Source organism: Enterococcus sp. S53 (assembly GCF_016516865.1).
GTDB lineage: Bacteria > Bacillota > Bacilli > Lactobacillales > Enterococcaceae > Enterococcus_D > Enterococcus_D innesii.
Map to the genome: position 1 here is coordinate 298,086 of NZ_JACVUH010000001.1, position 15,939 is coordinate 314,024.

Sequence of the window (15,939 nt, forward strand, 5' to 3'; positions counted from 1 at the left end):
CATTGGAACACCGGCATAAAAAAAGACGTTAGCTCAAAAGATGCCGCTAACGTCGCTATCAGCTTTAGATTGCTTGGCGATCTGCCAATGCTTTTTCGATCGTCCGATCAACCAATATGGATTGAGCATCCACGACTGGATAAGGATTGTCAGTCACAAACTCATCCATCAAGGACAACTCGGTACATCCAAGCACTACGCTTTCACAGCCGATGCGTTCGGTGACTTCTTCCAATATCTCAAAGTAAAGCCCTTGATCAAGATGATCATTTTCTTTGATTCGATCATAGATCAATGTATTGACCTTTTTTTGGATCGCTGGCTCTGGCAGATAGACATCAAGTCCCAACTGGCGCAGTTCTTTCTCATAGATGCCGGCTTTGACGCTGCCTTCTGTCCCAAGAAAAGCCACTTTGCCAGTAACGCCTTTTTCAAAAACGACTTTCGCCGCCTCCCGAGGCATATGCAATATCTCAATCTCAGTGGCTGCTTGTAAATCATCAAAGAAATAATGAGCCGTGTTACAAGTCAGTACAATAAAATTGGGTTTTAATAGATTTTGCTTTTCGATATCATCCATTAAATAAGGAACCGGATTTTCTAACGTATTATCTAAAATATACGCGGTCCGATCTGGAACTGTCGCATGATTGAATAAAACATAGTTCAAATAGTCTTGGTCTTTATGGGTCTGCGTCCGTCGGTTTAAGATGCGAACAAAACTTTCCGTCGCTAACGTTCCCATGCCGCCTAAAATACTAAAAAAATTCTCCATCTTCTAGCCTTCTTTCGTATGGAAATACGTTTTGAATCGTTTGTTGTACAGATGGAACATTCTCTTTAATAGAATCCAACGCTTTAAAGATAAGTCTTCTTTGTAAAAAACAGTCGTTCCCCAACGATCTTCTGCTAATAATTTTTTTGCCCGTTCTTTCGCAGGATTTTCTTTTGCATAGGTCAAGAAGATGTTTTTTGGTACACCTAACCATAATTTCGCTTCTGGCGCGTCAGCTTTGCCATAAACCGTTTCTGTGTAAGGTTTATCGAAGACTAAATCTTCTGTGATAAACTTCGCCAGATTCAATCCGCTTAAGGTAATAAAGAAACTGCTTCTTCCTTGACGCAAGTTGATTTCAAATAATTTGTATTGCCCGTCTCGTGCATCATATTTCAAGTCAAAATTGGCAAATCCAACATATTCGATCTCTTTTAGAAACTTGCGGATCATTTGATAAATTTGCTCATTTTCGTCTGGAATAATCACGACATAGTTCCCAACAGCACCTGGGGTTGGGTCTTCTAGTAACGGATGACCTAAGCCCATCACGCGAACTTCATGATTCTCATCAACATACGCATTTAAAACCCGCATGTTGCTGTCGTCACCAGGGATAAAATCTTGGACGATCATTTCATATTGATACCCCGCTTGATAAATGCGAGAAACGATTTCTTCAAATTCTGCTCGATCATCAATGATGAAAGCTTTTTTGCGACCTTCAAAATCAACCGAAAGCCACGCGACACTATTTGCAGGTTTCAAGGCTACAGGAAAATCAAACGACAACTCTCCTTTAAACGTTCCTTCCGTCAACAGTTCAGGCGTTAAAATGAACGTCTTTGGATAAGGCAAACCATACTCCTCGCAAACTTCGTAAAAACTTACTTTATTGATCAACCGTTTTAATAAGGAATAATCATTGGCGATAAAGGTATAATAAGGTTGCAATTCTTCTTTGTGTTTTGCCAACAGTTCCGCATAGCCATCGCCGCAAGGAATCAACAAATACTTCATTGTAGGATCGTTGTAAGTGTTTTTCCCTAACTCGATTAGCGTCTCAGTGAATCCGGGATCATGGTCAAAACCTTCCACTTGATTGATTTTTACAATTTTACTAAAGCGGGTTGGCGCAAGTTCCGCACCAGCATAGGCAACTGATTGAATGCCATAAGCTTCGTGGAATGCTCTGGCCATACCATAAACATTCATATCGCTTCCTAATAATATGGGAAGAAAATTTTCCTGACTCATCAAAAATCACTCTCTCTTTTGAATACGAAAAACGACCGCTCTCGTTTCGTTTAATTACAATAGCATTATCATACCACAAAGAAAAAAGCAATCAAAGTATCTATCTTTGATTGCTTTCTCCCACTTTGAACGGATAGAACTTATAGGCAGTTTATTCAATGCGAATATACGTATACCTATTGCTATTCTATCAAATAAATTTTTGATTTCAAGCCTTTATCATGAAATTTACAGATATTTCAGGCTTCCTTAAACTTTAGCGAAACCTATTGACAGATAAGTAAAAAAGTGGAAGCTTTCCCTCTTGATCATAGGACTTTTTTCAAATAATGACCGGTATAGCTTTCTGGAACGGCAGCAATTTCTTCTGGTGTACCAGTTGCAATGATCGTTCCACCGCCTTCGCCACCTTCTGGACCTAGGTCAATCACATGATCCGCTGATTTGATGACATCCAAGTTGTGTTCGATCACTAAAACAGTATTGCCTGCGTCAACAAACCGTTCCAAAACTTTCAACAAACGGGCAATATCATCCGTATGCAGACCTGTTGTCGGCTCATCTAAAATATAAAAACTCTTGCCATTGGAATTTTTGTGCAGCTCACTTGCAAGTTTCATCCGTTGCGCTTCCCCACCAGACAAGGTAGTAGCTGGTTGTCCCATAGTGACATAACCTAAACCGACATCAACGATCGTTTGCAATTTCCGATGGATTTTTGGAATATGTTGGAAAAATTCCACTGCATCTTCCACGGTCATATCTAAGATCTCAGAAATATTTTTTCCTTTGTAATGAACTTCTAAGGTTTCTGAGTTATAACGTTTGCCATGACAAACCTCACAAGGTACGTAGACATCAGGTAAGAAGTGCATCTCGATCTTGATAATTCCGTCCCCTTTACATGCTTCACAGCGTCCACCTTTTACATTAAAACTAAAGCGGCCTTTTTTATAACCACGGACTTTCGCCTCATTGGTTTTAGCAAATAAATCACGAATGTCATCAAAGACACTGGTATATGTTGCCGGATTGCTTCGAGGTGTCCGACCGATAGGGCTTTGATCGATATCGATCAATTTCTCGATAGCTTCATAACCAGTAATGGTTTTAAAGCGACCAGGTTTGTTCGAATTCCGATTGATTTTTTGCGCTAACGCTTTTTTCAAAATTTCATTGACTAATGTTGATTTACCAGAGCCAGAGACCCCTGTAACTGCGACGAACTTTCCTAGTGGAAAATCGACTGAAATGTTTTTCAAGTTATTCTCAGAAGCACCGGTCACACGAATCTTTTCACCATTGCCTTTGCGGCGTTCTGCCGGTGTTGGGATTTGTCGTTTTCCAGATAAGTATTGGCCTGTTAAAGAAGACGCATTGGCTGCAACTTCATCTGGAGTACCGGCAGCCACGATCTCACCGCCTGCGTGTCCCGCACCTGGACCAACATCAATCAAGTAGTCCGCTGCCCGCATCGTGTCTTCATCATGCTCAACGACAATCAGGGTATTCCCAAGATCACGCATTTTCCGTAATGAATCGAGCAAGCGATCGTTGTCTCGTTGGTGAAGACCGATCGATGGCTCATCAAGAATGTAAAGTACTCCAGACAAATTGGAGCCGATTTGTGTTGCCAAACGAATCCGTTGCGCTTCGCCACCAGAGAGCGTGCCTGACGCACGGCTCAAGGTCAAATAGTCCAATCCGACATTTTTTAAGAAGCTTAAACGATCATCGACTTCTTTCACAATGGGACGTGCGATCATTTGCTCTTGTTCCGTTAGTTTCAATTCTTCGACAAAGTTCAAGGCATTGTTGATGGCCATCTCACTCATTTCACCAATGTGCTTCCCGTTGACTTGCACGCACAGCGCTTGAGGGTTCAAACGATAGCCATGACAAGTTTTACAAGTCAATTCCGTCATGTACAGACGCATTTGATCCCGGGTAAAATCAGAATTGGTTTCATGATAACGGCGTTTGATATTTGGTAAGATCCCTTCAAAAGCGACCTCAACATCACGTACCCCACCAAAATCATTCTCATAATGGAAATGGAAAATTTCTCCATTCGAACCATTTAAAATAATGTCTTTGTGTTCTTCTGGTAGTTCTTCAAAGGGTGTGTCCATATCGATATTGAATTCTTGGCAAGCCTGTTCTAGCATTTGCGGATAATATTGAGAACTGATTGGGTTCCATGGCAATATGGCACCTTCACGTAAGGTTTTGGTTTGATCGGGAATCACTAAGTCTACATCGACTTCGAGTTTCACACCAAGACCATCACAGTCTGGACAAGCACCAAAAGGCGCATTGAATGAAAAGAGCCGTGGTTCTAATTCACCAACTGTAAAGCCACAATACGGACAAGAATAATGTTCACTGAAAAGCATCTCTTCTTGACCAATCACATCGACTACCGCATAGCCATCCGCTAAACGTAATGCTGCTTCAAAGGAATCAAACAGACGAGAACGGATGCCTTCCTTTACAACGATTCGGTCAATGATGATGGCAATATCATGCTTTTTATTTTTTTCTAATTCAGGCGCTTCGGAGACATCATAGACTTCGCCATCCACCCGCATCCGAACATAACCTTCTCTTTGGATACGTTCGAAGACTTTTTTGTGCTGCCCTTTCTTTTGATAAACGATCGGTGCCAACAATTGGATCTTGGTGCGTTCTGGTAATGCCAAAACTTCATCCACCATCTGCTCAACCGACTGACTAGTAATCTCAATATGATCATTGGGACAAATCGGGTGACCGATTCTGGCGTAAAGAAGCCGCAGATAATCATTGATTTCAGTAACCGTTCCTACTGTTGATCGCGGGTTCTTGCTGGTGGTTTTTTGATCGATAGAAATCGCTGGACTAAGTCCATCAATGCTATCTACGTCGGGTTTATCCATTTGCCCTAAAAACTGACGGGCATACGCCGATAGACTTTCGACATATCGGCGCTGTCCTTCGGCATACAATGTATCAAATGCTAAGGAGCTTTTCCCTGATCCCGAAAGACCAGTTACAACCACGAGCTGGTCTCTGGGAATCGTCACATCGATATTTTTTAAATTATGGGCCCGTGCCCCATGGATCACAATTTTATCATTTGCCATATTGTTTCTCCTTCTAATCAGCAGCCTTCAGCTCAAGAATAGTATCTCTTAAGGTAGCAGCCGTTTCAAAATCCAATGCTTTTGCAGCATCTTTCATTTCTTTTTCTAATTTCAGCAACAAGGTTGCTTTTTCTTCACGACTTAGTTCTTCATAAGATGTCGTAGTGTATTCACCGGTCTCTTCCGCCACTTTCGTGATCGCAATCAGATCGCGAATCTCTTTGATAATAGTTTTCGGTACGATCCCATGTTCTTTATTGTACGCTTCTTGAATACCACGGCGTCTGGCTGTTTCATCGATTGCTCGCTGCATCGAATCCGTCATTTTATCGGCGTACATGATTACTTTTCCTTCTGAGTTACGAGCTGCCCGTCCAATAGTTTGGACTAATGAACGTTCGCTTCGTAGGAAACCTTCTTTATCGGCATCAAGAATCGCAACCAGAGAAACTTCCGGTACGTCAAGACCTTCCCGTAGCAAGTTGATCCCCACTAGTACATCAAATTCACCGAGACGTAGATCGCGAATGATTTCTGTTCGTTCCAACGTTTTGATATCACTGTGTAAATACTTGACTTTGATTCCTAATTCTTTGAAGTAATCCGTCAAATCTTCTGACATTTTTTTCGTCAAGGTCGTTACAAAGACCCGTTCGTTTCGCTCAACGCGCTCATTAATTTCTCCCACGAGATCATCGATTTGACCCATAATAGGTCGTACTTCGATCACCGGATCTAACAGACCAGTTGGACGAATGATTTGTTGAACGACGGTATCGGTTTGATCGTACTCATAAGGACCAGGCGTGGCCGAAACATAGACGATTTGATTGACATGTTTCTCGAATTCTTCCAAACGCAACGGACGGTTATCCAGCGCAGAAGGCAAGCGGAAACCGTAGTCCACTAGCATTTGTTTTCTCGCCCGGTCACCGTTATACATCCCACGAACTTGCGGCATCGTTACGTGTGATTCGTCGATTACTAATAGAAAATCATCTGGGAAGAAATCCAATAACGTATAGGGCGGTTCCCCTTCTTTTCGTCCATCCATGTGGCGAGAGTAGTTTTCGATCCCTGAGGTGTACCCCATTTCCCGCATCATTTCAATATCATAATTGGTTCGCTGCTCTAAACGCTGTGCTTCTAGCAGCTTATTTTCCGCTCGCAAGACTTCCAGTCGGGAATCCAGCTCACTTTGAATCGAGGCGATCGCATGTTCCATATGGTCTTCATTGGTCACAAAGTGGGTTGCCGGAAAGATCGACACATGTTCGGTGTCACTCATGATCTCACCCGTCAAGGCATCGACTTCACGGATCCGATCAATTTCATCCCCAAAAAACTCAATGCGTAATGCTCGCTCGTCACGAGAAGCTGGAAAAATCTCCACAACATCGCCACGCACGCGAAAACGTCCCCGTTGAAAATCGATGTCGTTTCGCTCAAATTGGATCTCGATCAATTCTTTTAATAGTTGGTCTCGAGACTTTTCCATCCCTACTCGTAAAGAAACAACTTGTCTCGCATACTCAATCGGCGAACCTAAACCGAAAATACAGGAGACGGACGCTACAACGATCACATCGTTTCTTTCTAATAAAGAACTGGTTGCCGAATGCCGTAGCTTGTCGATTTCATCATTAACACTGGAGTCTTTTTCAATGTATGTATCACTGGAAGGAACATACGCTTCTGGTTGATAGTAATCATAGTAACTGACAAAGTACTCGACCGCATTATTTGGAAAAAAGTCTTTGAACTCGCCATATAATTGTCCAGCCAATGTCTTATTATGGGCAATGATCAATGTCGGTTTATTGACTTCCTTGATTAGATTAGAAATCGTATAAGTCTTACCAGTACCAGTGGCTCCCAACAAAATCTGTGCTTTTTTTCCACCGACCACCCCGTCAACCAACTGACGAATCGCTTCCGGCTGATCACCTGCTGGTTGATATTTTGATACTAAGTCAAATTCATGGGAAGTTGTTCTTTCGATCATCTTCATTCCCCCTCGATTATTCTAAACGACAACAAAAAAAGAAAAACTCGCTGTCGCTTTTCCATAAATAAGTATATCATAGCGAACATACTTTCGCCATCATTTGCTATGAAAGTTTCATGCGATTTAGCATAACTTAACATGTTCGTTTTTCTAACATCCAATGTGAGGTTTGAAGGAATTTGTCATATTTTTAAAGAGAAAGACTTGTGTGTTGAAGAAAAAATCCATATAATTTATAGATACGTTATATCTAAAGGAGGAATTTTCTTGAAAAGAAAACACATGACCTTCGCTATAATCGCGCTGATCATCAGCTTTTTTACTTTTTCGGTAAAGTCAGCGAATGCGGAGGAAACTACGTATAAGATAGGAACAGATTTAACATTTGCGCCTTTCGAATTTCAAAATGAAAATAATGAATATGTTGGGATCGATATAGATTTATTAAACGCGATCGCTGAAGATCAAGGTTTCGCAGTCGATTTACGTCCTTTAGGTTTTGACGCCTCCATTCAAGGAGTGCAATCAAATCAGCTAGATGGCATGATCGCTGGGATGAGTATTACAGAGGAACGTAAAGAAACCTTTGATTTCTCTGACCCTTATTTTGATAGCGGGATCCAAATGGCTGTAGCTGCAGATAATGACAGCATTACTAGCTATGAAGATCTTGAGGGCGAAACGGTCGGTGCAAAGGTTGGTACCGAAAGTGCCCGCTTTCTAGAAAGCAATAAAGACCAATATGGCTACGACATCAAATTATATGATGACGCTACTGGACTATATGGCGCTGTACGCAATGGTACTGTGGCAGCCGCTTTTGATGATTATCCAGTGCTTGGCTATGCTATTAACAATGGCGAACCGATGAAACTTGTCGGCGAACCTGAAAAAGGTGCTTCTTACGGATTCGCTGTCAGAAAAGGCCAAAATCAAGAGCTACTTGAAAAATTCAATGCTGGTTTAGCCAATATGAAAGCTTCCGGCAAATACGATGAAATCGTCAATACTTACATCACAACGTCTGATTCAGATGCAGACACTAGCGAAATGGTGAAAGTCGAACCAAAGAAAGATGTTTACCGCATTGCCAGTGATTCCGCTTTTGCCCCATTCGAGTTTCAAAACGAAGACAACGAATATGTGGGAATCGATGTTGATTTAATGAATCGGGCTGCAGAATTGCAAGGGTTCAACATTGAATTCAATTTCATCGGTTTTTCAGGAGCTTTGCAAGCGTTGGACGGTAACCAAGCAGATGGGATGATCGCTGGGATGACAATCACTGATGAGCGTCGTCAATCCTATGACTTTTCTGATTCTTACTTTGAAAGTGGTATTCAGATTGCTGTAAAAGAAGGCAATGATTCCATCAAATCCTATGAAGATTTAGATGGGAAAACCGTCGGTGCGAAAGTTGGGACAGAAAGTGCAGACTTCTTGATCGCCAACGAAGAGAAATATGGCTATTCCATCAAATATTATGATGCCGCCGATCAATTATATGCGGCTGTTAACGGTGGGCAAATTGATGCCATGATGGATGATTATCCAGTGATTGGTTATGCCATCAGCCAAGGACAAAAACTGATGACACCGATTGAAAAGGAATCTGGCGGTCAGTACGGATTTGCGGTGAAAAAAGGCCAAAATCCTGAATTGATCCAAATGTTTAATGAAGCATTGAAAGAAATGAAACGTACTGGGGAGTACGATCAAATCATCAACAAATACATTGAAGATGGTTCTGCCACAGAAAAACGAGTAGATGAATCAACGATCACTGGTTTGATCAGCAACAACTATAACGTCTTATTAAAAGGATTATGGAATACCCTTTTACTAGCCTTGATTTCATTTGCTTTAGCATTAGTGATCGGGATCATTTTTGGACTATTTAGTGTCGCACCAATCAAAGCTTTACGGGTTTTTGCAGGAATCTATGTAGATATCATTCGTGGTATCCCGATGATGGTATTGGCTTTCTTCATCTTCTTCGGTCTTTCCGATGCGATTGGTATCACAATTCCGGACTTTGCAGCCGGGGTCATTACATTGACCTTAAATGCCAGTGCTTATATCGCTGAGATCGTTCGTGGCGGGATCAATGCGGTGCCAAAAGGTCAGATGGAAGCTTCTCGAAGTTTGGGGATGACCTACACTCGGACGATGCAGAAAATCATTTTACCGCAAGCGATCAAAATCATGATTCCATCTTTCGTTAACCAATTCGTTATCTCGTTGAAAGATACAACGATCATCTCGGTTATCGGAGTCGTAGAATTATTGCAAACCGGGAAAATCATCGTTGCTCGGACCACGCAAAGTACCTATGTTTACTTGATCATCGCGATTATTTACTTAGTCGTGATCACAGCTTTAACGAAACTTGCAAAAGTTTTAGAAAAGAAGGTGAAATAGCATGAAAGAAAAAATATTAGTTGAAAACCTTGTGAAAAAATACGGAGACAATACCGTATTGAACAATATCAATGTTTCAATCGCTGAAGGAGAAGTTGTTTGTGTGATTGGTCCTTCAGGATCTGGAAAATCGACGTTCTTACGCTGTTTGAACCGCTTAGAAGAACCAACCAGCGGTGATATCATCATTGATGGCGCGCATCTGATGGATAAGAACACCAACATCAATGCTGTACGACAACATATCGGCATGGTGTTTCAGCATTTCAATCTCTTCCCGCACTTGTCAGTTTTAGAAAACATCATTCTAGCCCCGATGGATCTAAAAAATGCTTCTCGGCAAGAAGCGGAACAAAACGCGATTCGTTTATTAGAGACGGTAGGTCTGGCTGATAAAAAAGACATGTACCCTGACAATCTATCTGGAGGACAAAAACAACGGGTGGCGATCGCGAGAGCTTTAGCGATGAATCCCGATGTGATGCTGTTCGATGAACCAACCTCCGCACTCGATCCCGAAATGGTTGGGGATGTACTAAATGTTATGAAGGATTTGGCAAAACAAGGAATGACCATGGTGATCGTCACTCATGAGATGGGCTTTGCCAAAGAAGTAGCGAACCGCGTGATGTTTATTGATGGCGGTAATTTCTTAGAAGACGGCACACCTGAGCAAATTTTTACCAACCCTAAGCACGATCGTACGAAAGATTTCTTAGACAAAGTATTGAATATCTAAAAAAACCCTCTGGAACAGTTCTTTTCTCGGACTGTTGCAGAGGTCTTTTTTCATTGATTTTTTCTTTTTGTTTCTTCTGAGATCCGTTTTTGATTTTCACCTAAAAATACTTTTGTATCGATCGGGTTTGCTTTGTTTGCCCCACCGATGCCGGTATCAACCATCTTTCCCCAACCTTTCAATGGCTCTTTTCCTTGCGCACGAAGCCTCGCATTTTTTAAACGTAACGCTTGTTTTTTCGCTTCTTTTTTCGCTTGATGTTTTGCTTGCCATTGCTTTAAGATGCTCATCTTCTTGTCCTCCTCTCCTTCTTTATTAAAAAAGAATTGCTTATATACATTCTTGGCAAACCGCGTGCTACTTCCTATCGACCTGAGAAGAGCCTCTAGGATTCACCGTTGATACAGCATATTTTTATTGAATAGTTAAATCTATTATAACATTTCCTTTTCACCCGCGTAAGCTGCAGCTCATAATTTATTGAAACTATCAAATAATATTTGAAATCCAGTGAGCAGATCAGAAGCGACATATTACACTTATTTACCAACGTTCACCCCAAAACTAATAAGCCTTACAAAAAGATAACAAAAATGCAGCTTATCACTTTGAAGAACCCCAAATATTGAATCCTCTTCTTATTGCTTAGCCAACAAAAAAAGTGCCCGTGAATACAAACACAGGCACTTTTTTCTATGATCTTTTTCGTTTAGGCAAAAACGGTCGACCAATTGTCACGTTCATCAAGAAATTCTTGCGCTAATTTTTGCGCACCTTCTAAGGTATGGTTCGCCGCCCAACCGCATTGCACTTCATTGCTGGCAGGTACTTCAGTTGCTTGCAAAACATCCTTCATGGTTTTTTCAAGGACTGTCAAAATCTCTTCATAATCGTCATGATTCAAGACAGTCAAATAAAAGCCGGTTTGGCAGCCCATTGGTGACCAATCCACGATATAATCTGCATGATTACGAATCAATTCTGCCGTCAAATGTTCTAAAGAATGCAGACTTGCCATATCCATATGCGCTTGGTTCGGCTGCTTCAAACGGACATCATATTTGATAATGGTATCATTCGTTCCTTGTTTTTTATCGGCAACCCGTACATAAGGTGCTTTGACTTTCGTATGATCCAAATTAAAGCTTTCAACGTTCATTTTCATTGTACTTCTCTCCTACTCTCTTTGTGCTTCCACAAGCCAAACATACTCATTGATTTGCTTAAAACGACTGGTAAACCCATGTTGGCGAAAGTACCGTTCGATATCCGCAGTAACTGGATAGTACTCCCGTTCCAGATCAGCGGCTAGTCGCTGGTGACCAGCTTGACGCGCTTCGTCGATTAGTTCCATTTTGCGGGCTAAAGAAAGAAACATCGTATCACCGAAAAGCACTTTCCCGCCTTTTGGCAGCATCGCCGCATACTTGCCGATCACCCGTTGTTTTTCGTCCTCCGTAAGATGATGAAAAACATAGGTAGAAACGATCGTATCAATCGCATCCGTGATCTCAGGAAAAACCTCCATATCACCATCAACAAAAGTCACTTTAGAAAGACTGGGTTTTGATTTGGCGATCCGCCGCATCTCTGGCGATGGCTCGATCGCCAGCACATTTTTTCCTTGATCAAGTAGAGCTTGTGTTAGATTTCCAGTTCCACTACCAAATTCTACCACAGACCGCCCTGCCTTTTCAGCAATTTCTGCTAGTAACTGTTCATATTTTAAAAAAACTGCTCGATATTCTTCATCCTTACCTGCAACTGTTTCATCGTACTCAGCTGCCCAGTCTGAAAAAATTGGAATAAACTCTCTCCCCATCACTAGTTACCTGCCTTTTCAAACGCTTGCTCTAAATCTGCCTGTAGATCCTCACTGTCTTCGATGCCGACCGACAATCGAATCAAGCCATCTTTGATCCCAGATTGCTGGCGAATTTCTTTAGGGATTGAGGCATGGGTCATCACGGCTGGCACTTCTACCAAACTTTCCACGCCACCTAAACTTTCTGCTAAAGTAAAAATCTTTAATGCTTCAACAAAGCCGGCTGTTTTCGTTTCATCGGTTAGTTCAAAAGATATCATACCGCTATAGCCAGACATCTGTGATTTGGCGATTTCATGTCCTTCATGGTCAATCAATCCTGGATAATAAACCTTTGCGACAGCTGGATGTGCTTGTAAGTAGTGGGCAATTTTCATCGCGTTGTTTTGATGTGCTTCCATCCGCAAAGCAAGTGTTTTGATGCTTCGTTGGATCAACCAGCTATCATGAGGCCCCAATACACCACCAATGGCGTTTTGTAAAAAAGCAATTCTTTTGGCGATTTGTGGCTCTTTGGCAACCGCTAACCCAGCTACTACATCACTGTGTCCACCGAGATACTTGGTAGCGCTGTGAATCACAATATCTGCGCCTAATTGCAGCGGCTTTTGAAAATATGGCGTCGCAAAGGTATTATCCACGATCGTCAAAATGTCCTGTTTTTTAGCTAGTTGGGCAACGATTGCGATGTCCGTAATCTTCAATAATGGGTTCGTCGGTGTTTCTAGAAAAATCGCTTTGGTCTCAGGAAGAATTGCTGCTTCAATAGCAGCTAAATCATCGGTTTTGACTAGCGAATAAGTCAACCCGCTTTTTTCTAATACTTGATGAAGCAAACGAAACGTCCCGCCATACACATCATCCCCTAAAATGACGTGATCTCCTGTCTGAAACAGCGAGAAGACCGCATGGGTGGCCGCTAATCCAGAGGCAAAAGCAAACCCTTGGGCGCCTTCTTCAAGATCCGCAATCAATTCTTCTACGGCAAAACGAGTTGGATTGCCTGAACGACTGTATTCATATTGCTTTGGCTGACCAAGTGCGTTTTGCTTGTAAGTTGATGTTTGATAGATCGGCACACTGACCGCCCCAGTCGTTTCGTCTTCACTGATACCACCGTGGATTACTTTTGTATTAAAGTGCATTGTATTCTCCTCCTGTAAATGGTGTAATTGTGGATTCGCCAGCATAAATATGTTTTGATAGATAGCGGTCGCCACCATCGGGAAAAACTGTGACGATCGAGCTGCCCGTTGGCAAAACAAAACTTTCTTTGACGGCTGCTGCCATGGCGGCTCCACTTGAACTCCCAATAAGCAGACCATAGTTTTTTGCCAAGTAACGAGTAAAGGCAAAGCCTTCCGCATCACTGATCGTATAAATTTGATCAATACGTAAATCGTCAAAAAATTGTGGAATGAACTCAACACCGATCCCTTCAATCTCATGGCCGTGGGCGGGACCGCCATTCAAGATTGATCCTTCTGGTTCAACAACAGCAAGACGAGTACTAGATTTTTGTTTCTTTAAGTATGTTGCGACACCTGCGAAGGTTCCCCCGCTACCAGCGCCGGCAACAAAGCTATCAATCTTTCCAGATAGCTCCTGAAAGATCTCTGGGCCTAAGGTTGCTTGGTAGGCTGCAGGGTTGTTTTGATTGTGAAATTGCATTGGCATAAAACTATTTGGCAGCTGTTTTGCTAGTTCCTTTGCTTTTTCAATCGCCCCTTGAATGCCTGCTTCAGTGGGCGTATGAACGATGGTCCCGCCTAATGCTTCAATCAATTGCTGCTTTTCAAGGCTGAATTTTTCAGGAATGACAAAAATCATTTTTAAGCCATACTCGATCCCAGCTAAAGCCAAACCAATTCCAGTATTTCCCGCTGTCGGTTCGATAACGGTTGTCTCATGATCGATCACATGCTCACGAAACGCTTCATCGATCAAATATTTTCCTAACCGGTCCTTGATACTTCCGCCAGGGTTTAAATACTCAAGTTTTGCATAGATGGTACTTCCCTTTTTGCCACCAAATGCTGCGGCATCAAATTCAAAGAATGGGGTTTGCCCAATCAATGCTTTTATATTATTAACGATCATCGCTCGACTCCTCGCTCAAGTTTTTGGTACAACTCGTATGCTTCATGTACTCATTTTCGTTTGCAATCACCAGCCGTCGCCAATGAAAGCGGTAAAAATAGCAAACAAAAAGGGGTACTGACTATTACATCAGTACCCCAAAAATGTCGTCTTATCCGGATAGAAGCGAATCACTAAAAAACTCAGCGATCTGCTGCGACAAAGGAACTAATAATAGGCATGACAAATGGGTATGCTGCTTTTTGCACCATACAACAACAACATGTAGTTTGTGTGTTGAAGTTCGTCATGTCTTGTTCCCTCCTTTAATTTGCTTGTTAACAAAATAGCACGACTCTTTTTCATTGTCAAACGTTTTTTTTAATCAACAAGTATCGATCAATGAACGTTTATAAAATAACATCATAGAGGATAATAAGCGGTCACATAGGCATCCACGGCTTTGATCGCGGCTACAACATCTTCTGCAGATACCGTGAACGGCATATTGTGGATCGTCTCCCCTTCGATGGTTGCTTGTTTGCCGACTTTCATAAGGTCTGCATCACTGACATCCGCAAGATGCATTTCAGCTAATGTCGTTGGTAATTCCAACGCCTGATACAACTCAATATATTGGTCAATTTCATCAGGATCCGCGTTTTCCAGCATCAATTGTGTAAGTGTCCCGTAAGCAACTTTCTCTCCATGAGTCAAATCATGGACGTCTCCTTCAAGGGCTGTCAAGCCATTATGGATCGCATGAGCTGCTGCCAGACCAGCACTTTCAAAACCTAAACCACTTAACAGAGTGTTGGCTTCCACGATTTGTTCAAACGCTTCGGTAACGACTTGTTTTTTATTTGCTTGATAGGCTTTTAAGGCATTCTCAAAAAGGATCTCTTCGCATTTTTCAGCGATCGCCATGCCGGCAATTGGTTGAATGCCGCCAACCATATTCTGACTATGGCTTCGGGCAACGGCGCGTGCCTCGACATAGGTTGCGAGTGCATCCGCAATACCCGCTGCCAATAACTTGGCAGGCGCTTTCGCAATAACGGCTGTATCCACTAAGACAAGTTCAGGATTTTTGTGATAAAAACGATACTTTTCAAAGCGACCTTCATCTGTATAAATAACAGAAAGTGCCGAAGTTGGTGCATCAGTAGAAGCGATCGTTGGCAAAACGGCAATCGGTATGTTTAATTCATCTGCAACAGCTTTCCCAGTATCGATGGCTTTCCCGCCACCTAATGCAGCAATCACTTCAATGGATTCGCTTTTGGCTTTAGAGACGATACGATCGATTTCATTTGCAGAAGCTTCTCCACCAAAAATTTCTTTTACCGGATCTAAATCAGCTGCTTTGAGATTATCAAATAAGTCTTCACCGGCAATTTTCCAAACTGTTTCATCGGTCAAAAGCAGCACTTTCTTCCCTAGATCTTTAATGTGGGATAAACCATCTTTCAATACACCTTTTCCTTGAACGTATCGTGACGGACTCGCAAATATTCTTTCCATTGTATCTCCTCCTTTAATTGGTCTACTTTCATTGTGACATACTAAGCAAGCGATTTCAAAGGAAAAGAAAAAAAGATGGACAAGAAGATTCGATTCTCGTCCATACTGCACATTTATATTCTTTCAACCACTCATGCCCTGATAAAACGGATGGTTTTATCAGGGCATGAATTGGATTATTGACTT

12 protein-coding genes are annotated in these 15,939 nt (G+C 42.0%); 2 read left to right on the forward strand and 10 right to left on the reverse strand.

What is annotated here, in order from left to right:
* Positions 1-64: 64 nt before the first annotated feature.
* The 4 genes from IAE45_RS01490 to uvrB all read right to left on the reverse strand — a co-directional run bounded on the left by IAE45_RS01490 (position 65) and on the right by uvrB (position 7,162).
* Complete coding sequence (locus IAE45_RS01490; RefSeq protein WP_200124643.1) at positions 65-775, reverse strand: amino acid racemase; 711 nt, start codon at positions 773-775, stop codon at positions 65-67.
* Between the two features lie 3 nt (positions 776-778).
* The gene (locus IAE45_RS01495) at positions 779-2,032 is read right to left on the reverse strand and encodes a carboxylate--amine ligase (protein WP_200124645.1); all 1,254 of its coding nucleotides are present in this window, start codon (positions 2,030-2,032) and stop codon (positions 779-781) included.
* Between the two features lie 308 nt (positions 2,033-2,340).
* Positions 2,341-5,157, reverse strand: coding sequence for an excinuclease ABC subunit UvrA (uvrA, locus tag IAE45_RS01500; protein WP_077454416.1), 2,817 nt, complete (start codon positions 5,155-5,157; stop codon positions 2,341-2,343).
* A 13-nt stretch (positions 5,158-5,170) separates the two neighbouring features.
* Complete coding sequence (gene uvrB / locus IAE45_RS01505; protein WP_077454417.1) at positions 5,171-7,162, reverse strand: excinuclease ABC subunit UvrB; 1,992 nt, start codon at positions 7,160-7,162, stop codon at positions 5,171-5,173.
* A 270-nt stretch (positions 7,163-7,432) separates the two neighbouring features.
* Between uvrB and IAE45_RS01510 the strand changes: the two genes are divergently transcribed.
* Positions 7,433-9,586, forward strand: coding sequence for an amino acid ABC transporter substrate-binding protein/permease (locus tag IAE45_RS01510; RefSeq protein ID WP_077454418.1), 2,154 nt, complete (start codon positions 7,433-7,435; stop codon positions 9,584-9,586).
* A gap of 1 nt (position 9,587) precedes the next feature.
* On the forward strand, positions 9,588-10,325 hold the full coding sequence (locus IAE45_RS01515; protein WP_077454419.1) for an amino acid ABC transporter ATP-binding protein: 738 nt from the start codon (positions 9,588-9,590) through the stop codon (positions 10,323-10,325).
* Positions 10,326-10,375: 50 nt separating this feature from the next.
* Here IAE45_RS01515 and IAE45_RS01520 read toward each other — a convergent pair whose 3' ends face one another.
* From IAE45_RS01520 to IAE45_RS01545, 6 genes are all read right to left on the reverse strand, one after another.
* Positions 10,376-10,615, reverse strand: coding sequence for a hypothetical protein (locus IAE45_RS01520; RefSeq protein WP_140964833.1), 240 nt, complete (start codon positions 10,613-10,615; stop codon positions 10,376-10,378).
* Positions 10,616-11,034: 419 nt separating this feature from the next.
* Entirely contained in the window at positions 11,035-11,490 is a 456-nt protein-coding gene (locus IAE45_RS01525; protein WP_008382180.1) for an S-ribosylhomocysteine lyase, read from the reverse strand.
* A gap of 12 nt (positions 11,491-11,502) precedes the next feature.
* The gene (locus tag IAE45_RS01530) at positions 11,503-12,147 is read right to left on the reverse strand and encodes a class I SAM-dependent DNA methyltransferase (RefSeq protein ID WP_077454420.1); all 645 of its coding nucleotides are present in this window, start codon (positions 12,145-12,147) and stop codon (positions 11,503-11,505) included.
* Between the two features lie 2 nt (positions 12,148-12,149).
* Complete coding sequence (locus tag IAE45_RS01535; RefSeq protein ID WP_200124647.1) at positions 12,150-13,295, reverse strand: cystathionine gamma-synthase; 1,146 nt, start codon at positions 13,293-13,295, stop codon at positions 12,150-12,152.
* Positions 13,285-14,250, reverse strand: coding sequence for a PLP-dependent cysteine synthase family protein (locus IAE45_RS01540; RefSeq protein WP_077454422.1), 966 nt, complete (start codon positions 14,248-14,250; stop codon positions 13,285-13,287). Before IAE45_RS01540 ends, IAE45_RS01535 begins: the two co-directional genes overlap by 11 nt.
* A gap of 402 nt (positions 14,251-14,652) precedes the next feature.
* Positions 14,653-15,753, reverse strand: coding sequence for a glycerol dehydrogenase (locus tag IAE45_RS01545; RefSeq protein WP_077454423.1), 1,101 nt, complete (start codon positions 15,751-15,753; stop codon positions 14,653-14,655).
* Between the last annotated feature and the right edge of the window lie 186 nt (positions 15,754-15,939).